The organism is Achromobacter aegrifaciens (genome assembly GCF_902859965.1).
GTDB lineage: Bacteria > Pseudomonadota > Gammaproteobacteria > Burkholderiales > Burkholderiaceae_B > Achromobacter > Achromobacter aegrifaciens.
Genome location: NZ_CADIKO010000002.1, coordinates 1,639,285 through 1,656,351, shown reverse-complemented (window position 1 = coordinate 1,656,351; position 17,067 = coordinate 1,639,285). Strand labels below are relative to the sequence as shown.

The 17,067-nt window shown below is 68.1% G+C and carries 22 protein-coding genes; 16 read left to right on the top strand and 6 right to left on the bottom strand.

The annotated features are described in order from the left end of the window. Positions 1 to 151: 151 nt before the first annotated feature. The 13 genes from HV793_RS18920 (at position 152) to HV793_RS18860 (ending at position 10,434) form a co-directional block, all read left to right on the top strand. Complete coding sequence (locus HV793_RS18920) at positions 152 to 625, top strand: OsmC family protein (RefSeq protein WP_054452562.1); 474 nt, start codon at positions 152 to 154, stop codon at positions 623 to 625. An 11-nt stretch (positions 626 to 636) separates the two neighbouring features. Next, on the top strand, positions 637 to 1,284 hold the full coding sequence (locus HV793_RS18915; protein ID WP_175213735.1) for a glutathione S-transferase family protein: 648 nt from the start codon (positions 637 to 639) through the stop codon (positions 1,282 to 1,284). A 111-nt stretch (positions 1,285 to 1,395) separates the two neighbouring features. Beyond that, positions 1,396 to 1,842 carry a carboxymuconolactone decarboxylase family protein gene (locus tag HV793_RS18910; RefSeq protein WP_054452557.1) on the top strand — a complete coding sequence of 149 codons (447 nt, stop codon included), beginning with the start codon at positions 1,396 to 1,398 and terminating at the stop codon, positions 1,840 to 1,842. Between the two features lie 11 nt (positions 1,843 to 1,853). Beyond that, positions 1,854 to 2,783, top strand: a complete 930-nt coding sequence (locus tag HV793_RS18905) for a sigma-70 family RNA polymerase sigma factor (protein WP_175213734.1) — start codon at positions 1,854 to 1,856, stop codon at positions 2,781 to 2,783. Beyond that, on the top strand, positions 2,764 to 3,321 hold the full coding sequence (locus HV793_RS18900) for a GNAT family N-acetyltransferase (protein ID WP_175181456.1): 558 nt from the start codon (positions 2,764 to 2,766) through the stop codon (positions 3,319 to 3,321). Before HV793_RS18905 ends, HV793_RS18900 begins: the two co-directional genes overlap by 20 nt. A gap of 23 nt (positions 3,322 to 3,344) precedes the next feature. Continuing rightward, a complete protein-coding gene (locus tag HV793_RS18895) occupies positions 3,345 to 3,500 on the top strand; it encodes a hypothetical protein (RefSeq protein WP_244958669.1) in 156 nt (51 codons plus the stop codon). A 5-nt stretch (positions 3,501 to 3,505) separates the two neighbouring features. Next, positions 3,506 to 3,730, top strand: a complete 225-nt coding sequence (locus HV793_RS18890) for a DUF3820 family protein (protein WP_125473764.1) — start codon at positions 3,506 to 3,508, stop codon at positions 3,728 to 3,730. Positions 3,731 to 3,884: 154 nt separating this feature from the next. Continuing rightward, on the top strand, positions 3,885 to 4,214 hold the full coding sequence (locus HV793_RS18885; protein WP_054452546.1) for a hypothetical protein: 330 nt from the start codon (positions 3,885 to 3,887) through the stop codon (positions 4,212 to 4,214). Positions 4,215 to 4,314: 100 nt separating this feature from the next. Further along, positions 4,315 to 5,193 (top strand): helix-turn-helix transcriptional regulator, encoded by an 879-nt coding sequence (locus HV793_RS18880; protein WP_175164269.1) that lies wholly within the window; start codon positions 4,315 to 4,317, stop codon positions 5,191 to 5,193. 115 nt (positions 5,194 to 5,308) lie between these two features. Continuing rightward, entirely contained in the window at positions 5,309 to 7,426 is a 2,118-nt protein-coding gene (locus HV793_RS18875) for a TonB-dependent siderophore receptor (protein WP_280528342.1), read from the top strand. A 56-nt stretch (positions 7,427 to 7,482) separates the two neighbouring features. Beyond that, complete coding sequence (locus HV793_RS18870) at positions 7,483 to 7,911, top strand: cupin domain-containing protein (RefSeq protein ID WP_175213733.1); 429 nt, start codon at positions 7,483 to 7,485, stop codon at positions 7,909 to 7,911. A gap of 25 nt (positions 7,912 to 7,936) precedes the next feature. Further along, entirely contained in the window at positions 7,937 to 9,115 is a 1,179-nt protein-coding gene (locus tag HV793_RS18865) for a RhtX/FptX family siderophore transporter (RefSeq protein ID WP_425321808.1), read from the top strand. Between the two features lie 65 nt (positions 9,116 to 9,180). Then, positions 9,181 to 10,434: an Hsp70 family protein gene (locus HV793_RS18860; RefSeq protein ID WP_054452538.1), complete on the top strand. Its 1,254-nt coding sequence runs from the start codon at positions 9,181 to 9,183 to the stop codon at positions 10,432 to 10,434. 5 nt (positions 10,435 to 10,439) lie between these two features. Here HV793_RS18860 and HV793_RS18855 read toward each other — a convergent pair whose 3' ends face one another. Continuing rightward, a complete protein-coding gene (locus HV793_RS18855; RefSeq protein WP_119449362.1) occupies positions 10,440 to 11,360 on the bottom strand; it encodes a LysR family transcriptional regulator in 921 nt (306 codons plus the stop codon). A 237-nt stretch (positions 11,361 to 11,597) separates the two neighbouring features. On the opposite strand from HV793_RS18855, the gene HV793_RS18850 reads away from it, so the two are divergent. The 3 genes from HV793_RS18850 (at position 11,598) to HV793_RS18840 (ending at position 13,659) form a co-directional block, all read left to right on the top strand. Continuing rightward, positions 11,598 to 12,617, top strand: coding sequence for a zinc-dependent alcohol dehydrogenase family protein (locus HV793_RS18850; RefSeq protein ID WP_119449272.1), 1,020 nt, complete (start codon positions 11,598 to 11,600; stop codon positions 12,615 to 12,617). Between the two features lie 93 nt (positions 12,618 to 12,710). Next, a complete protein-coding gene (locus tag HV793_RS18845) occupies positions 12,711 to 13,298 on the top strand; it encodes an NUDIX domain-containing protein (protein WP_175213731.1) in 588 nt (195 codons plus the stop codon). A 25-nt stretch (positions 13,299 to 13,323) separates the two neighbouring features. Further along, positions 13,324 to 13,659: a 2Fe-2S iron-sulfur cluster-binding protein gene (locus tag HV793_RS18840; RefSeq protein ID WP_175213730.1), complete on the top strand. Its 336-nt coding sequence runs from the start codon at positions 13,324 to 13,326 to the stop codon at positions 13,657 to 13,659. Here the strand turns inward: HV793_RS18840 and HV793_RS18835 are convergent. The 5 genes from HV793_RS18835 to HV793_RS18815 all read right to left on the bottom strand — a co-directional run bounded on the left by HV793_RS18835 (position 13,640) and on the right by HV793_RS18815 (position 17,000). Continuing rightward, positions 13,640 to 14,125, bottom strand: coding sequence for a hypothetical protein (locus HV793_RS18835; RefSeq protein ID WP_225590300.1), 486 nt, complete (start codon positions 14,123 to 14,125; stop codon positions 13,640 to 13,642). The genes HV793_RS18840 and HV793_RS18835 overlap by 20 nt on opposite strands. Next, complete coding sequence (locus tag HV793_RS18830; RefSeq protein ID WP_119449273.1) at positions 14,076 to 14,777, bottom strand: DUF899 domain-containing protein; 702 nt, start codon at positions 14,775 to 14,777, stop codon at positions 14,076 to 14,078. The genes HV793_RS18835 and HV793_RS18830 overlap by 50 nt, the downstream gene beginning before the upstream one ends. Positions 14,778 to 14,831: 54 nt before the next feature. Beyond that, positions 14,832 to 15,296, bottom strand: coding sequence for an SRPBCC family protein (locus tag HV793_RS18825; RefSeq protein ID WP_119449274.1), 465 nt, complete (start codon positions 15,294 to 15,296; stop codon positions 14,832 to 14,834). Continuing rightward, positions 15,182 to 15,634, bottom strand: a complete 453-nt coding sequence (locus HV793_RS18820; protein WP_119449275.1) for an ArsR/SmtB family transcription factor — start codon at positions 15,632 to 15,634, stop codon at positions 15,182 to 15,184. Before HV793_RS18820 ends, HV793_RS18825 begins: the two co-directional genes overlap by 115 nt. Positions 15,635 to 15,695: 61 nt before the next feature. Continuing rightward, a complete protein-coding gene (locus HV793_RS18815; protein WP_054452516.1) occupies positions 15,696 to 17,000 on the bottom strand; it encodes an MFS transporter in 1,305 nt (434 codons plus the stop codon). Positions 17,001 to 17,067: the final 67 nt, after the last annotated feature.

The following is a 17,067-nucleotide window of genomic DNA, read 5'->3' as shown; positions in this document are numbered from 1 at the left end:
TTTGGCAAACCGGTCACGATACGGACAGTAACGGGGCGGTGCTGAAACGGGATGTAAAGCGCGGGGGCCGGCAGCGGCCGTGCATGCGCTACGCTACCTTATTTTCCAGGCGCACCGGCCCGGGCCTTCCCTCTTGAACAGGACGATTCCGATGAAAGGCGAACACCGTTACAACGTCACCGTCGACTGGACCGGCAACACCGGCTCCGGCACGTCCAGCTACGCGGCCTATTCCCGCGACCACGTGATCCGTGCGGCGGGCAAGCCCGACGTGCCGGGTTCGTCCGACCCGGCTTTTCGCGGCGATCCCGCGCGCTGGAATCCCGAAGACATGCTGGTGGCGTCGCTGTCCGCCTGCCACAAGCTCTGGTACCTGCACTTCTGCGCGGTCGAAGGGGTGACGGTGGAGGCCTACCGCGACGAGGCCGAAGGCGTCATGGTCGAGGACCGCGAGCGTGGCGGCTTCTTCAGCGCCGTCACCTTGCGCCCCGAAGTGACCATCCGCGCTGGCGACGACGCTGCGCTGGCGGCCGAACTGCACGAGCGCGCGCATCATTTCTGCTTCATCGCCAATTCGGTCAACTTCCCGGTGCGTTGCGAGCCGCGCATCGTGCAAGCTGCCTGAGGACCATCGCCATGCTGACCATTTGGGGACGCCGCAGTTCATTCAATGTGCAGAAGGTGCTGTGGCTGGCGGGAGAGCTGGGCCTGGAGTACGAACATGTGCTGGCTGGCGGCGAGCACGGGCTGCTGGACACGGCCGAGTTCCGCGCCATGAATCCGCACGGCAAGGTGCCGCTGCTGCGCGATGGCGCGACGACGGTCTGGGAGTCCCATGCCATCCTGCGCTATCTGGCCGCGCGCGACGGCGCCGGTCGATTCTGGGTGGACGACCCCGCGCAGCGGGCCGGCGCCGACGGCTGGATGGACTGGGCCCAGACCGCCTTGCAGCCAGCCTTTCTGATGGGCGTGTTCTGGGGCTGTTACCGCACCCCCGAGGCGCAGCGCGACACGGCGGCCATCGAGCGCTCCATCGCCGCCACGCATGCCTGCCTGCGGCAACTGGACCGCGCGCTGGCGGACCGTCCGTATCTGGGCGGCGAAACCCTGGGCCTGGCCGACATTCCGGCGGGCACCACGCTCTACCGCTACTTCGAACTGGACATCCCGCATCCGTCCATGCCCCATCTGCAGGCCTGGTACGAGCGCCTGCAGGCCCGTCCAGCCTATCGCGAACATGTGATGGTGCCGTTCGGGGAGCTGCGCGGGCGGCTGGCTTTCTAGCCGGATTTACAAATTTTCCGGCGGGCGATGTCACGTCATGGCAGGCTGTCTCGTCCTACGGGTAATGGCGCCGCATCCTGCGGCGCATGCCTACCTTGCCGGAGACCCGCCATGAGCACCGCCCGCCTGAACGCCTACACCGCCTCGCCCAAGGCCATGAAAGCCATGATCGCCCTGAACGACTTCGTCGAAAGCTGCGGCCTGGAACACAGCCTGCTCGAACTGGTGAAGATGCGCGCTTCGCAGATCAATGGTTGCGCCTACTGCCTGCACATGCATTCCACCGATGCCCGTAAACAGGGCGAAACCGAAATGCGCCTGTACCTGCTGGATGCCTGGCGCGAATCTTCGCTGTACAGCGAGCGTGAGCGCGCCGCGCTGGCGTGGACGGAGTCGTTGACCAGACTTGCAGATACTCGCGCGCCGGACGCGGACTACGCCGAAATGGCAAGGCATTTCAACGAGGAAGAGCAGGTCAACCTGACCGTCGCCATCAACATGATCAATAGCTGGAACCGCATCGCAGTCGGGTTCCGCTCGCAGCATCCCAAGCACTGAGGCCAGGCCGTATGAGCGCGTCCGCCATTCCCGATGCCGTTGCCGACTTCGAGCCCCATCGCAGGCATTTGCAGGGCCTGGCCTACCGCATGTTGGGGTCATGGGCGGAGGCCGAGGACATCGTGCAGGACGCGTGGCTGCGCTGGCGCGACGCGGACCGCGGCCGGGTCGAGACGCCTCGCGCCTTCCTGTCGCGGACGGTCACGCGGCTGTGCCTGGACCAGTTGAAATCGGCGCGCGCGCGGCGCGAGGAGTACGTGGGGCCATGGCTGCCCGAACCCTTGCCCGACGCGGGCAGCTATGAGGCGGCGGGTGCGGGGGAGATTGCGCACGATCTGTCGGTGGCGCTGATGCTGGCGCTGGAGCGCCTGTCCGCATTGGAACGGGCCGCTTTCCTGCTGCACGACGTGTTCGACATGCCGTTCGCGGAGATCGCGGCGACGCTGGGCCGGAACGAGGCAGCCTGCCGCCAGTTGGCCGCGCGGGCGCGCAGCCGCGTGCGCGACGCGCGTCCGCGGTTCGCAGTGACGGAGCAGGAAGGCGCGCGCATCGCCGATGCCTTCTGGCAGGCATCGCGCGCGGGCGATGTGGATGCCCTGCGCAGCCTGTTGGCGCATGACGCCGTGCTGCATGCGGACGGCGGCGGCAAAAAGCTGGCCGTGTTCAGGCCCATTCTGGGCAGCGACAAGATCGCGCGTTTTTTTGCCGGTCTGGCGAAAAAGCCCAGCGGCCAGTTCCTGGACGCCGTGGTGACGCAATTGAACGGCATGCCGGGGGTGCTGGCGACCGAACTGGACGGTTTGCCCCGGTCGACCACGCTGGAGGTGCGCGACGGCAGGATCGCCGCCATCTACATCGTGCGCAACCCTGATAAGCTGCGCCATGTCGCGGCGCTGCCGCCGCAGCCAACCGCGCCCCAGGATGATTCCGCAACTCACTGACTATCCGCAGGACCTGCCCGTACTGGGGCTGGAAGGCTTGCGGCTGCGTCCATTGCGGGAAGCAGACGCGGCCGATTGGCACGCATATCTGCGAGACGAGGCGGTCACGCGCCATACCAGCTGGCAGTTGGACGGACCGGATACGCTGGTGCGCCTGATCCGCGGTTATGGTCAGCCAGCGGTATCGCACAGCCTGCGCCTGGCCATCGTCACGCTGGACGGCGTCTTGGCGGGCACCATAGGCTTGAACGAGATCGCTGCGTCCGCGCGGCGCGCGGAGATCGCCTATGACGTCGCGCCGCCGTACTGGCGGCGTGGCATCGCCACGCGCGCCTGTGTGTCCGTGACCGAGTGGGCCTTGCGTGAGCTGGGCTTCGCACGCATCCAGGCTACCGTGCTGGATACCAACGTGGCGTCGGCCGGCGTGCTGGAACGCTGCGGATTTCAGCGCGAAGGACTGATGCGCCGCTACCGCCTGGTGCGCGGCGACCCTCGCGACTTCTGGATGTACGCGCGGGTCGCTGCCGCGCAGGACTGACGCCCAACCAATTTGAGAAAACCATGACCTCCGCTTTGATCGTGATAGACGTGCAGCGCGCGCTGTTCGAGACGAATCCCGCGCCAGCCGATGCCGAGGCCGAGGCCGTGCTGGCCCGCATCAATGCGCTGGCCGGGCGTGCGGCGGACATTGCCTTCGCCGCCGCGGCTGCCCGGTGACCGCCATGGATCCTGAACTGCTGTCCTTGCTGGTCACGCGCACCATGCCCTTTGGCAAGTACCAGGGACGCCTGATCGCGGATTTGCCCGGGCCCTACCTGGCCTGGTTCGCGCGCAAGGGCTTTCCGCCGGGTGAATTGGGGCGTCTGCTGGCCCTGATGCACGAGCTGGACCACAACGGCTTGTCTTCCTTGCTGGTGCCGCTGCGCCAGTCCGCGCCGAAGAAGTAGGGCGCGGCCCGCCAGAGAAACCCCGGGAAACAACTGTGGCGGATTGTGTAGCGTCTTGGCACGCCGCGCGCCAGCGGCCGGGGATACCATAGTGCGGCATGTCCAGGGGCCCCGGAGCGCGCCCTGGACGTCAGTCCATTGAAGAGAGGTCGTCATGAAGAAACTCCACATTTCCGCCTTCCTGCTTGCCGCCTTGTGCGCGGCCGGCGCCGTACAGGCGCAGAATGCGGCGCCCGTCACGCAGGAATACCAGTACCCCAGCGTGCGCTCCAAGGACGGCAGCCTGTCGCCGCCTTCCACGTTGCGCATGACGGTCACGCCCGAAGCCGGCTCCGCGCCCGCGGTCATCCGCGACACGCCGGAAAGCCAGGCCCAGTACGTGCGCTGCCGCGAAGTGTCGGACCGCGCCGCCGTGTCGAACGCGCAGATGCAGGCCGGCGTGGCGCAGTGCCTGAAAGAGCTGGAGCAGCGTCGCCAGCAATAAGGCGCGCGCCGCCGCCCAACGGGCGGCTTTCCGTTCTGGTCAAACGGTAATAATATTCAATCTCATCAACAGCGCTGCCCGCCGCGACGGAGCCGCCATCTTGACCGCCGCCCATCCCGAACCTGATTGGACCGTATCGGCCGCCACGCCCGCTATTTCGCTGGCGGGCGGCACGCTGCGCTTTGGCCGCGACGAGCGCGTGCAGGAGCGCCTGGAGCCGGGCCTGAAGCTGGTGCTCGTGCTGGACGGGGACCTGCGCTATAGCGTGCGCGGCGCCGCGTCCACCCGCGTGAGCGGGCCCGCGCTGCACCTGAGCGTGTGCCAGGACGCCATGGGCATGGAGCACGAGTTTGGCGCCCATCAGTCCTTGCGCTTCGTGTCCTTGCGCACGGGACTGGACCATCTGCGCGATGCCTTTGCCATGGACCCGGCCCAATTGGCGGGCCTGCTGCGCGCGCCGCGGGCCGTTGGCGCATACGCCGAGGCCAATATGCGGGCGGACCGCAAGCTGGAGGCCCTGGGCCACCAGATGCTGGCCTGCCCGGTGCAGGGCGCGCTCAGGCGCATGTACCTCTCGGCCAAGGCGCTGGAACTGACCGCGCTTGCCTTGGGCGCGCTGCAGCCGGCGGAGCAGGGCGCTCCCGTGCGCGGCCTGACGCGTGCCGACGTGGAACGCCTGCATCACGCGCGCGACCTGGTTGCGGCGAACCTGCAGGACCCGCCCTCGCTGCCCGAACTGGCGCGACGCGTGGGCGTGAACGTCAACAAGCTCACCACCGGCTTTCGCAAGCTGTTCGGCCAGAGCGTCTACGCCTACGTGCGCGAGCGGCGCATGGAGCAGGCCCAGGCGCTGCTGGCCGAAGGCGCCTATACCGTGTCCGAGGCGGCCTACGCCTGCGGCTATACCGATTCGCACTTCACCAAGGCGTTCCTGCGCCGCTACGGCGTGCTGCCCAGCAGTGTCGCGCCGGGCCGCTAAGGCGTCGAAACTTCCGCAATCGCCAGCAAGACTTCCGCAATCGCCAACGCGCGGCCGCTGTCGTTCCTAGAATTACTTGAGAATTATTCTCAATAAAATTCTAAGAGGACAGGCAGTGCGAAAACAGGTGAAAACGGGGGCGCCGCGCAGGAACGCGGCGCGGGCGCGGCATTGGCCGCTGTGGCTGGCGGTGGCGGCGGGGCCGGCGCTGGCGCAGGAGGCCGCGTCGCTGCCGGCGGTGACGGTCAGCGGCGAGGGCGTGGCGCAGGACATGGCGACCCTCGGCAAACTGCCGCTGACGCTGCGCGAGATTCCGCAGTCGGTGACGGTGATCGGGCAGGAGCGGATGCGCGAGCAGAACCTGCAAAGCCTGGATGAGGTGATGCAGCACGCCACCGGCATCACGGTGCAGCCCTATCAGCTGCTGACCACCGCGTACTACGCGCGCGGCTTCAAAGTAGATTCGTTCGAGCAGGACGGCGTGCCCGTGCTGATGGGCAACATGGCGGCATCGCCGCAGGACATGGCGGTGTACGAACGCGTGGAGATCCTGCGCGGCGCCAACGGCCTGATGCATGGCGCGGGCAATCCCGCCGCCACGGTGAACCTGGTGCGCAAGCGGCCGCAACGCGAGTTCTCGTTCAACGGCTCCCTCAGCGCCGGCAGCTGGGATCGCTACCGTGCGGAGGCCGACCTGGGCGGCCCCTTGAACGACAGCGGCGGCGTGCGCGGCCGCATCGTCGGCGCCGTGGAAGACCGTGGTTATTTCTATGACGTCGCGGATCAGCAATCGGCGCTGCTCTACGCGATAGGCGAGGTGGACCTGGGGCCGGACACGGTGCTGTCCGCCGGCCTGCAGACCCAACGCATCCGCTCCACCACCAACATGGCCGGCGTGCCGCGCTACAAGGACGGCGGCGATATCGGCCTGAAGCGCTCGACCTACCTGGACGTGGCCTGGGACCGCTTCAACTGGGATACGACGCGTGTGTTCGCGGACCTGGAGCATCGCTTCGGCCAAGGCTGGAGCGCCAAGATCAGCGCCAATTACCTGACCGCGGACAGCAACCTGAAGTACGCCGGCGCCTATGGCGCGATAGACCGCCAGACCGGGTTGGGTTCCTCCTTGATGGGCGCGGCCTACAAGTTCGACAACACCCAGGCCAGCGTGGACGCCTATGTCGGCGGCCCGGTGCAACTGTTCGGCCGGCGCCATGAACTGCTGCTGGGCGGCAATGCCCAACGCACCACGTCCGAGCAGTACAGCGCGGACCTGACGCCCTATCCGAACGTGCCGGTCAATGTCTTCGACTGGGATCCGCACAGCGTGCCCGAGCCTGGCGTGGGGCCGTACACCTCGCCCGGGGAGACCCGGCTCAAGCAGCAGGGCGTCTACGGCATGGGCCGCTTTTCGCTGGCCGATCCGGTGACGCTGGTGCTGGGCGGACGCATGAGCTGGTGGAACCAGAGCGCGCCCCGCGCGCGCCAGCGCATCGATCCGGAGTTCACGCCCTATGGCGGGCTGATCGTCGACCTCGACCGCCAATGGTCGCTGTATGGCAGCTATGCGCAGGTCTTCCAGCCGCAGGGCGAGCTGACGCGCGACGGCCAGCCGCTGGATCCCATTACCGGCACCAACTACGAGGCCGGCGTCAAAGGCGAACTGGCGGACGGCGCCTTGAACCTGTCGCTGGCCGTGTTCCAGATACAGCAGAAAAACCGCGCGCAGGAGGACCCGGCATGGCCATGCGTGGGCCGCAACTGCTACTACATCTCGGGTGGGGAAGTGCGCAGCCGTGGGATCGAGGCTGAAGCCTCCGGCAGCATCACGCCCTACTGGACGGTGGCCGCGGGCTACACCTTCAACACCAGCAAGTACCTGACGGATTCGGAATCCGGCGGACAGCCGTTCGCGCGCTTCACGCCCAAGCACATCTTCCGCCTGTGGACCAACTATGCCTTGCCCGGCATGGAGCGGCGGCTGAGCGTGGGCGGCGGGCTGCAGGTGCAGTCGGGCTATTCCACGGTGTCCGGTCCCGTCACGCTGCGCCAGGGCGGCTATGCGCTGGTGGACCTGCGCATGGCCTATCGCGTGGACAAGCACGTGACCGCGGCGCTCAACGTCAACAACCTGTTCGACCGCGGCTATTACCAGAGCCTGTCGGGCACGGCCTGGAACAACCGCTACGGCGAGCCCCGCAACGTCATGCTGACCCTGCGCGCCGAATACTGATGACCCGCGGCGGACGCCCACCGCGCGCGTCCGCCGGCAACCAGAAGGAGAGATCGATGAGTGCACCCGATACCGGGCCGGTGTTCGACTGGCTGGACCACTTCGTGGCGCTGGGGTGCGACGGCGCCATGCGCGACGTGGGCCGTCTGCGCCGCCTCGCGCCGCAGGACGAATGGCTGGTCGGCATCAAGGCCGTGGCCAGCGACGCCGACGTGCATGGCGATGTGTGGGAGCGCCACCCGGCCGGCGATGAAATGCTCTGCGTGCTGGAAGGGCGCGTGGTGGTCACGCTGATGGCGGAGGACGGCGTCCAGACCGACATGCTGCTGGATACCCGGCGCAGCGCCATCGTGCCGCGCGGCGTGTGGCACAGGCTGCACGTGGCCTGTCCCGGCAAGATCCTGTTCGTGACGCCGGGGCAGGGCAGCGAACACCGTCGCGCGGATGCGCCGCAATCCCGCAGCCCCTTGTTGAAGGAAATCTGAAGTGAACCGTATTGCAGACGCACGCATGTTCGTGATGATAGGCGCCTTGTATTTTTCCCAAGGCATACCGCTGGGCGTGGCCATGGAGGCTTTGCCCACGCTGCTGCGCCGCGACGGCGCGGACCTGCACGCGCTGGCCTGGCTGCCGCTGGTCGGCCTGCCTTGGGTGCTGAAGTTCCTGTGGGCGCCCGTGGTCGACAACCGCTGGACCCGCGCCATGGGCCGGCGGCGCAGCTGGATCCTGCCGATGCAGGCCGTGGTGCTGGCCTGCCTGCTGGCGCTGTCCTTGCTCGGCATCGATGCCGCGGGGGCGGCGTGGGTGGTCGCTTTGATGGCGCTGGCTTCGTTGGCCAGTGCGACGCAGGATATCGCCACCGACGGCCTGACGGCGGAGCGCTTCCAGGGGCAGGATCTGGCGCGCGCCAATGCCGTGCAGGTGGGCGGCACCATGGTGGGCTTCTTCTTCGGCGGACCGGGTTGCCTGGTACTGGCCGGCCATATCGGACAGACCGGGGCGTTGCTGACCCTGGCGGCCGTGGTGGCGTTCAGCCTGCTGCTGGCGGCCGCCTGGCGTGAAACCGAACTGGCCATGCCCGCGGCCAGGCGCCGCGCCACGCTGGGCGCCTTCGTGCGCCGCCCCGGCGCCTGGGCCCTGGCCGCGGCCGCCTTCCTGTCGGCCATGACGGCGGTGGCGGGCTATGGCCTGTCCAAGCTGTTCCTGGTGGATGCGGGCTGGGCGGTCGAGGCCGTGGGGCGCGTCGGCATGGCGGGGGGCGTGGTGACGGTGCTGCTGGGTTGCGGCGGTGGCGCATGGCTGATCGGCCGGCTGGGCGCGCGCGCGGTGCTGGCGCTGGGCCTGGCTGCCTCGGGCGCGGCCGCGCTGGCCTGGATGGCGCAGGCCCAGGGCTGGATGCCGTCGCAGGCGGGCAGCGCCCTGGGCGCGCAGGCGCTGGGCGCGTTCGGCGCGGGCGCCGCGTCCGTGGCCCTGATGACGCTGGCCATGCGCTTTGCCAGCCGCGGCGAGCAGGCCGGCACCGACATGACGGCGGTGCAGAGCGCGCGCGACCTGGGCGAGATCCTGACCTCGTCCCTCATGACCGGGCTGGCGGCCCAGGTCGGCTACGCGGGGGGCTTTGCCAGCGGCTTGCTGGTGGCGGCCGCGACGCTGGCGTTCACGGCCAGGGCGCTGGCGCGCGCGGGCTGATATGGCGATTCTGGCGGTTGCGGCTACACTTATGCGCCGTTTTGCTTTCAGCCCCAGAATTCCCCATGATTTCCACCGCATGCGGCGTCGACTTCGGCACGTCCAATTCCACCGTGGGCTGGAGCCGCCCCGATCAGCGCGCGCTCCTCGCCCTGGAAGACGGCAAGACCACCTTGCCCTCGGCCATTTTCTTCCATGACGAAGACGCCGAAGTCAGCTATGGCCGGGCCGCCATCTCCGACTACCTGGCGGGCTACGACGGGCGCCTGATGCGCTCGATGAAGAGCCTGCTGGGCAGCTCGCTGATCGACGGCTCGACGGAAGTGCAGGGCCGTTCGATTCCGTTCCGCGTCCTGCTCACGCGCTTCATCGCCGAACTCAAGCGCCGCGCGGAAACCGCAGCGGGGCGCGGCTTCACGCGCGCCGTGCTGGGCCGGCCGGTGTTCTTCGTGGATGACAATCCGGCCGCCGACCAGACCGCCCAGGACACGCTGGGCGAGATCGCGCGCAGCGTCGGCTTCACCGATATCGAGTTCCAGTTCGAGCCGCTGGCCGCCGCATTCGATTATGAATCGCAGATCGACCGCGAAGAACTGGTGCTGGTCATCGACATCGGCGGCGGTACTTCCGATTTCTCGCTGATCCGCCTGGGGCCCGGCCGCGCCACCAAGGCCGACCGCCGCGAAGACATCCTGGCCTACGGCGGCGTGCACATCGGCGGGGTGGACTTCGACAAGCAGCTCAGCCTGGCGCACGTGATGCCCATGCTGGGCCTGGGCAGCCAGCTGCGCAGCGGCAAGGATGTGCCCTCCACGCAATATGGCAACCTGGCCTGCTGGCACACCATCAACCAGGCCTATACGCGCAAGGCCGCCGAACATTTCGCCTACATCCGCGCCGAGGCTGGCGACCGCGAGAAGATCGACCTGCTGCTGAACCTGGTCAAGCAGCGCGCCGGCCACTGGGTGGCGGTGCAGGTCGAAGAGGCCAAGATCGCACTGTCGGAGACGCCCGCCGCGCGCATCGACCTGTCGCGCATCGCGCCGGAGCTGGGCGTGGACGTGACGCGCCCCTCGTTTGACGCCTGCGTGGGCCGCCTGATCGAAAAGGTCGAGACCACGGTGGGCGCGTTGCTGCGCGACGCCGGCGTATCGACCGCGGACGTGGATACGGTGTTCTTCACCGGCGGTTCCAGCCGCGTGCCGCGTTTGCGCGAATCGGTGTCAGCCCTGGTGCCGGGCGCGCGCAGCGTCGAAGGCGACCTGTTCGGCAGCATCGGCGCCGGCCTGGCGCTGGACGCCCGCCGCAAGTTCGGCTGAGCCGCTCAGGCGGCCAGCATCGAGGGTACGCGGGCCGCCAGCGCGTCGATGGCGGCGCGCGTCTTGGACGGCAGGTAGCGCGCTTGCGGCCAGACGGCGTGCACCTCTTGCGCGGCCAGGCGATCGCCGTGCATCAGCACGTCCAGCTCGCCGGTGCGCACATAGTGCGTCAGCATCCAGCAGGGCAGCCAGGCGAGCCCCGCGCCGGCGATGGCGGCGTCCGCGATGGCTTGCAGGTCGTCCAGGCGCAGGCACGGACGCGGGCGCAGCTGCAGTACCTGGCCGTCGGGCCCATGCAGCGCCCAGGCCTTGTCCACGCCGTTGCGCGTGTAGACGATGGCGGCATGCCGCTGCATCTCATCCACGGTGACCGGGCGGCCATGTGCCTGGATGTATGCGGGAGAAGCCCCGATGCCCATGGTCTGCATGCCCAGCCGCCGCGCGGCCAGGCTGGCGCTGTCGGGCAGCTCGCCCACGCGGATGCCCAGGTCGTAGCCTTCCTCGATCAGATCGACCACCCGGTCGTTGAATGAAACCTCCACCTGCAGTTGCGGATGCTGCTGTGCCAGTTCGCGCAGCACGGGCGCGACGCAATGGCGGCCGAACACCAACGGCGCGCTGACGCGCAAGCGACCCTGGGGCTCGCGCCGGCCGCTGTCCAGCTCGGCCTCGGCGGTCTGCAGTTCGGCCAGCGCGCGCACGCAACGGTCGTAATAGGCCTGGCCATCGTCGGTCAGGCTTTGCTGGCGGGTGGTGCGGTGGAACAGCCTGGCGCCCAGCCGCGCCTCCAGCCGCGCGATGGACTTGCCCACCGCGGAGCGCGTGAGGTTCAGGCGTTGCGCCGCGAGCGCGAAGCTGCCTGCTTCCACGGCCTGAACGAAGACTTCGATGCCGCTCAGCCGGTCATAGGTGATCGCTGTAGCCATCATGGACTCCCTGCATTTATTGGTTCCTAGTAGGATTCGATGAAATGAAAAACATTCGCCACCAGGGAAATTGGTTCCCATATATCTTATCGGTACTTGACCGTCACGGATAGCCGCCAATGGCGGGCGGCGGTCTTTTTTGCCGCCGGGCCGCCCCAAGGCAAAAAAAGCCCCCTTGAGGGCAGCAAGCCGAAGGCGCAGCGTGGGGGCCTTTTTTGAATCGATAGGAGAAACAACATGCAGGCATACACCGTCACCAGCGGCAAGGACATCGCTTCGCTGGAGCGCGTCACGCGCCAGCCTCGCAGCCTGGGGCCGTTGGAGCTGCGCGTGCGCATCAAGGCCGTGTCGCTGAACTACCGCGACCTGATGGTGGCGCGCGGCGAGTATCTGAAGGGTTCGGGCGATCCGGTCATACCCGCCTCCGACGCCGCGGGCGAGGTGATCGAGGTGGGTGCGGGCGTGAGCCGGTTCAAGGTCGGCGACCGCGTCATGGGCGCATTCATGCCGGACTGGATCGATGGCGAGCCCACGCCTGCCACGGTGGCGCTGGCGCCGGGCGCCGCCACCGACGGCCTGCTGTCCACCGAGAGCGTGTTTGCCGAGCACGCCCTGGTCGCAACGCCGGCATCCTTGAGCGACGAGCAGGCCTCGACCCTGCCTTGCGCCGCCGTCACCGCATGGAACGCGCTGTTCGTCGCCGGACGCGCCAAGGCGGGCCAGACGGCTTTGTTCCTGGGCACGGGCGGGGTTTCCATCTGGGGCCTGCAACTGGCCAAGGCAGCCGGCATGCGCACCATCATCACCTCGTCCAGCGCGGACAAGCTGGCCCGCGCGCGCGAGCTGGGCGCGGACCTTACGATCAACTACCGTGAAACGCCGCAATGGCAGGACGAAGTGCTGCGCCTGACCGGCGGCGAGGGCGCCCACGTGGTGGTGGAAGTCGGCGGCGAAGGCACGCTCGAACGTTCCGTCGCGGCCGCGCGCATGGGCGGCACCATTGCGGTCATCGGCGGCGTCAGCGGCTTCGCGGCCGTGCCGGTCGCGCCCCTGGCGTTGATCGCGGGCGTCAAGCGGCTGGAAGGCATCTTCGTCGGCAGCCGCAAGATGCTCGAGGACGTGGCGCGTTTCGTCGACGTGGCGCGCATCGCGCCGGTCATCGACCGCGTCTACTCGTTTGCCGAAGCGCGCGAGGCGTTCGAGCACCTGGCGTCGGGCCGGCACTTCGGCAAGCTCGTCATCCGCGTCGCGGAGTAGGCGTCATCGGGGAAGGCGGGCGGCGATGGTAAGCTCGTGCTGCCCGCGCGGACTGGCCATCATCCGCGCGTCCCTTGAGGTATCCGACCCGCCATGACCCGCAAGCCCGATTCCCATCTCGAAGAAAAACTCCTCGCCAGCGAGGCGCCATACAACGGCGCCTTCCTGAAGATCCGGCGCGACACGGTCAGCCTGCCCAACGGCAACACGGCCACGCGCGAGTACGTGGTGCATCCGGGCGCGGTGGTGGTGATCCCGCTGCTGGACGATGGCCGGGTCCTGCTGGAGCGTCAGTTCCGTTATCCCATCGGACGCGTGATGACCGAGTTCCCGGCCGGCAAGCTGGATCCGGGCGAGGATCCGCTGGCCTGCGGCAAGCGCGAGCTGCTGGAGGAAACCGGCTATACCGCGGATCAGTGGGCGCATGCGGGAGCGCTGCACCTGGCCATCGCGTATTCCACCGAGATCATCCATATCTACTTCGCCCGCGGCCTGCGCGCCGGGCCTCGCCAATTGGACCAGGACGAATTCCTGGATGTGATCAGCGCGGATCCCGCCGAGCTGATCGAGGCTTGCGCCAAGGGCGAGGTCACCGACGCCAAGACGCTGACCTGCGTGCTGTGGATGCAGAACGTGCTGTCCGGCGCCTGGCAGCTGGACTGGCAGGACAACGCGGGCTGAAGCCCGGTCCGGAATCTGTCCAGACATGTCCGCATTTCCCGTTCTGGTGCAGCCCGCCGGCCTGCGCTTTGACGCGCCGGCCGATACCTCCGTGCTGCTGGCGGCGCAGGCGGCCGGCATCAAGCTGCCCAGCTCGTGCCGTAACGGCACATGCCGCGCCTGCATGTGCCTGCTGCTGGAAGGCGAGATCTCGTACCGCATCGAGTGGCCGGGGCTGTCGCGCGACGAGAAGGAAGAAGGCTGGATCCTGCCCTGCGTGGCGCAGGCCGAGTCCGCCCTGGAAATCCAGGCGCCCCTGGCCGCGCCGATCGAGGCCGCGCCCGTTGCGCCACTGCGCCCGCTTACCGGGGCGCGGCGCTAGCGCCTGCAATCAGCGCCGCGGCGGCCATGGCGACGCCCATTCCCAGCGCCATGCCGGCCGCCATTCCGCCGAATGGCGCGACGCTCGCGGCCAGCGCCGCCGCCATGCCCCATTGAGCCCCTGCCAGCATGCCCAGCCCCATCGCCAGCGCGCAGGCCAGCCGCGCTGCCATGCGCGGCGCGCCCGGCAGCGGCAATAGCGCGGCAATCAGCATGGCTGCGCTGCTGGCGGGCATCAGGGCCGCATGGCGCCAGGCTTGGTCCAGCAGCCCGCCGGACGCCCCGCACAGGCTGGCCAGCAGCGCCGCCGGCGTGCGCAGTGTGTCTGCCCACAGCCCCGCGGCCATGGCTGCGGTGCAGGCCAGCCACAGGACGGCGGCGTCGGAGGCCACGCGGACTGCATCGCCGGGCTTGCGCCTAGCCGCAGGCGTGGCAGGCGTGCGGCCGCGCGTCGTCGTAGCGGTCATGATGGCGTACCCAGTCGCCCAGGTTGAAGTGCGGGCCGTTCTCGTTGCGGCCCAGGGGCGCCAATTCCAGGTAGTTGTAGGCCCCGGCCAGCCTTTCCACGCCGCGCGAGAAGCTTGAATAGGTATGAAAGATCTCGCCGTCCGGGTCGCGGAAGAACGCGCTGGCGCCGGAGTTTTCCTCCATGCTGCCGTCGGCCTTGGGCACGGAGGCCAGCAGGTCGAAATTGAAGTCGCAGCCTTCGGACGAGTACCAGGGGAACTGCCAGCCCATGCGGCGCTTGAAGGCCTCCAGCTTGGCGTAGGGGGCTCGCGACACGGCGACCACCGTCACGTCATGCTGGCGCAGGTGCATGAGCGCGCTGTCCATGTGGTCGGCCAGGAACGAGCAGCCCACGCAGCCTTCCTCCCAGTCCGGGCCGAACATGAAGTGGTAGACGATGAGCTGGCTCCTGCCCTGGAACAGCGCGGCCAGGTCCACGGAGCCGGCCGCGCCCTGGAAGCGATAGGGCTTGTCCACTTTGACCCAGGGCAGGGCCATGCGCTCGCGGGCCAGCGCGTCCTGGGCACGAGTCAGTTCTTTTTCGCGGCGCAGCAGCGCCTCGCGCGCGATGTCCCATTGCGCTCGGGATACGACGGGGTGATCGGTCTGCATCGTGTGTCTCCTTGGAACGGGCCGGCAGGCCCGGGTAGGGCGAACGGCGGGGATTCAGGCCGGCTTCGCCAGATGGGCCGCCAGCCGTTCCAGCGCGCCCAGCCAGCCATGCTGGTGGCTGTCGCGGGTGGCCTGGTCGACGAACGGGGTTTGCAGGAAGGCAAGCTCGGTGCCGCCGCCGGCAGGGGTGAATTCCAGGGTGATCAGCGAGACTTCCGCGGGCGTATCGCGCCAGGCCCAGGTAAACACCAGGCGGCGCTGCGGTTCGACTTCGCGGTAGTGGCCGCTGGCGTGGTGCTCCAGCCCGTCCTCGGTGGCGAATCCCACCTGATAGGCGCCGCCCACGCGCACGTCGGTTTCCGCCCGCAGCACCTTGCGGGTTTCGGCGGGACCGAACCAGCGCATCAGCGCTTGCGGGTCCGTCCAGGCGCGCCAGACGCGTTCGACGGGGGCGTCGAAGCGGCGTTTGAGGCGGAGTTCGATGGGGGCTGTTTCGCCTCGGGTGCTTCGTTTTTCCATGGATGGACCTCTTCCTCGTGGTACAGGTAGCGCGCCAGCGAATCCAGCTGCCCGTTCCAGAACTTCTCGTAGCGGGCCAGCCAGTCGGATGCCGCCCGCATGGGTTCGGGCGATAGCGTGCAGTTCACGACGCGGCCGTCCTTGGCGCGGGCGATCAGGCCGGCGTCTTCCAGCACGCGCAGATGCTTCATGAAAGCGGGCAGGGACATGGCGTGCGGCCGGGCCAGCTCGCTGACCGAGGCCGCGCCTTGTTCCAGGTCGGCCAGCACCCGGCGTCGCGTGCCGTCTGCCAGGGCCGAAAAGATGCTGTCCAGCGTGTCGTCTTTAAACTTAACCATAGGGTTAAGTATTAAGCCGAAGCCGCGGGACTGTCAAGCAACAAAGCTGGCGCGAAAGGAATCAGGCGTGCTGGTGCATGGCCGACCGGTGCTTGGTGTCGCGCATGGTGGCGTACACCAGCAGCGACAGGAAGATGATGCCGGCGAGGTAGTAGTAGAACCACTCCTCGTGTCCCTGCTGTTTGAAGAACAGGGCAATGGCCGGCGCCGTGCCGCCGAAGATCGACACCGTCACGGCGTAGGGCACGGCCACGCCGGTGGCGCGGATGTTGGTGGGGAAGAGTTCCGCCTTCACCACCGCGTTGATGGAGGTGTAGCCGGCCGTGAACACCCAGGCGCCGCAGATCAGCAGGAAGGCCATGAAGGGCGAATGCGTATGCGACAGCGTCATCAGGATGGGCACCGTGAGCGCCGCGCCTGCCACGCCGAAGAACACCAGCAGCGGCTTGCGCCCGATCTTGTCGGACAGCGCGCCATACACCGGCTGCAGGATCAGCGCGAAGATCAGCGACCCGGCGATGATGTAGGTCGTGACGATGTCGGAGAAGCCCGAGGTCTGCCGCACGAAGGTCTGCATGTAGGTGGTGAAGGTATAGAACGCCGCGGTGCCGCCCGCGGTCAGGCCCACCACGATCGCGACCTCGCGCGGATATTTCAGCAGGCCGCGCAGCGAACTGGTCTGCGGCTTGGGTGCTTTCTGCGCCTCCTTGTAGGAATCCGTCTCGGGCATGTCGCGCCGCATCAGGGCCGTGATGATGGCCAGCATGGCGCCGATCACGAAGGGGATGCGCCAGCCCCATTCCACCAACTGCTCGTGGGTCAGGAACACGTTCTGCAACAGCAGCAGCACCAGGATGGCGCAGAGCTGGCCGCCGATCAGCGTGACGTACTGGAAGCTGGAATAGAAGCCGCGATGCTCGGGGTCCGCGATCTCGGTCAGGTAGGTGGCGCTGGCGCCATACTCGCCGCCCAGGCTCAGCCCCTCGATCACGCGCGCCAGGGCCAGCAGCGCGGGCGCGGCCAGGCCGATGGTGGCATAGGTGGGCGTGACCGCGATGATCAGCGAGCCCACGCACATCATCCCCACCGACACCATCAGCGACAGGCGCCGCCCATGGCGGTCGGCCAGATGGCCGAACAGCCAGCCGCCGAGCGGGCGCACGATGAAGCCGGCCGCGAACAGCGTGGCCGCGTTCAATTGCTGGACGACGGGGTCGTGCGAGGGAAAGAAAGCGGGGGCGAAGTACAGGGCGAAAGCGGTATAGGCGTAGAAGTCATACCATTCCACCAGATTGCCCATGGAGCCGATGAAGATCGCCTTGATGCGGCGCTTCGCGTCGGGGATGTCGAGATACGCTTGTGTCATATCCATCCTTCGGGTGCGTTTGTCGGGGGACGCCGGACACGCGATCGCGGGTGGGCCGCGAATGGAA

Bases quoted from the DNA above. Each gene is read 5' to 3' on its own strand.
- HV793_RS18920 (WP_054452562.1), top strand. From the start codon at position 152: ATGAAAGGCGAACACCGTTACAACGTCACCGTCGACTGGACCGGCAAC.
- HV793_RS18915 (WP_175213735.1), top strand. From the start codon at position 637: ATGCTGACCATTTGGGGACGCCGCAGTTCATTCAATGTGCAGAAGGTG.
- HV793_RS18910 (WP_054452557.1), top strand. From the start codon at position 1,396: ATGAGCACCGCCCGCCTGAACGCCTACACCGCCTCGCCCAAGGCCATG.
- HV793_RS18905 (WP_175213734.1), top strand. From the start codon at position 1,854: ATGAGCGCGTCCGCCATTCCCGATGCCGTTGCCGACTTCGAGCCCCAT.
- HV793_RS18900 (WP_175181456.1), top strand. From the start codon at position 2,764: ATGATTCCGCAACTCACTGACTATCCGCAGGACCTGCCCGTACTGGGG.
- HV793_RS18895 (WP_244958669.1), top strand. From the start codon at position 3,345: ATGACCTCCGCTTTGATCGTGATAGACGTGCAGCGCGCGCTGTTCGAG.
- HV793_RS18890 (WP_125473764.1), top strand. From the start codon at position 3,506: ATGGATCCTGAACTGCTGTCCTTGCTGGTCACGCGCACCATGCCCTTT.
- HV793_RS18885 (WP_054452546.1), top strand. From the start codon at position 3,885: ATGAAGAAACTCCACATTTCCGCCTTCCTGCTTGCCGCCTTGTGCGCG.
- HV793_RS18870 (WP_175213733.1), top strand. From the start codon at position 7,483: ATGAGTGCACCCGATACCGGGCCGGTGTTCGACTGGCTGGACCACTTC.
- HV793_RS18865 (WP_425321808.1), top strand. From the start codon at position 7,937: ATGTTCGTGATGATAGGCGCCTTGTATTTTTCCCAAGGCATACCGCTG.
- HV793_RS18860 (WP_054452538.1), top strand. From the start codon at position 9,181: ATGATTTCCACCGCATGCGGCGTCGACTTCGGCACGTCCAATTCCACC.
- HV793_RS18855 (WP_119449362.1), bottom strand. From the start codon at position 11,360: ATGGCTACAGCGATCACCTATGACCGGCTGAGCGGCATCGAAGTCTTC.
- HV793_RS18850 (WP_119449272.1), top strand. From the start codon at position 11,598: ATGCAGGCATACACCGTCACCAGCGGCAAGGACATCGCTTCGCTGGAG.
- HV793_RS18845 (WP_175213731.1), top strand. From the start codon at position 12,711: ATGACCCGCAAGCCCGATTCCCATCTCGAAGAAAAACTCCTCGCCAGC.
- HV793_RS18840 (WP_175213730.1), top strand. From the start codon at position 13,324: ATGTCCGCATTTCCCGTTCTGGTGCAGCCCGCCGGCCTGCGCTTTGAC.
- HV793_RS18835 (WP_225590300.1), bottom strand. From the start codon at position 14,125: ATGACCGCTACGACGACGCGCGGCCGCACGCCTGCCACGCCTGCGGCT.
- HV793_RS18830 (WP_119449273.1), bottom strand. From the start codon at position 14,777: ATGCAGACCGATCACCCCGTCGTATCCCGAGCGCAATGGGACATCGCG.
- HV793_RS18825 (WP_119449274.1), bottom strand. From the start codon at position 15,296: ATGGAAAAACGAAGCACCCGAGGCGAAACAGCCCCCATCGAACTCCGC.
- HV793_RS18820 (WP_119449275.1), bottom strand. From the start codon at position 15,634: ATGGTTAAGTTTAAAGACGACACGCTGGACAGCATCTTTTCGGCCCTG.
- HV793_RS18815 (WP_054452516.1), bottom strand. From the start codon at position 17,000: ATGACACAAGCGTATCTCGACATCCCCGACGCGAAGCGCCGCATCAAG.